The sequence below is a fragment of the Halorubrum sp. SP3 genome, assembly GCF_005435195.1.
GTDB lineage: Archaea > Halobacteriota > Halobacteria > Halobacteriales > Haloferacaceae > Halorubrum > Halorubrum sodomense.
The window spans coordinates 968-1184 of record NZ_SGTU01000073.1 but is presented as its reverse complement, the minus strand read 5'-3'; the positions used below and the strand labels follow the sequence as shown (position 1 = coordinate 1184).

The window sequence follows — 217 nt, the reverse complement described above, 5'->3', positions numbered from 1 at the left end:
GGGAGCCGATAGGAGTCCAGTTCGTGAATCTGTGACTTCTGGTACAGCGACAACGAGTCAAGGAGCAGTCGCCCCTTGAACGAGGAGTTGATGAAGTTCCCGTCACCGTCCATCGGGTACACCTCCCCGAGCGGCGACGCATCGTAGACCGCGCCAATGCCGTTCAGCCGTGCGTAGTTGACGAGGTACGGATGGTCGAACCCCGAGGCGTTCCATC

The 217-nt window shown here is 59.9% G+C and carries 1 protein-coding gene; it reads right to left on the bottom strand.

The window, feature by feature from the left end:
• Positions 1-217 (bottom strand): hypothetical protein (locus EXE42_RS18715; RefSeq protein ID WP_199240769.1); only part of this gene is annotated, 217 nt, incomplete at both ends.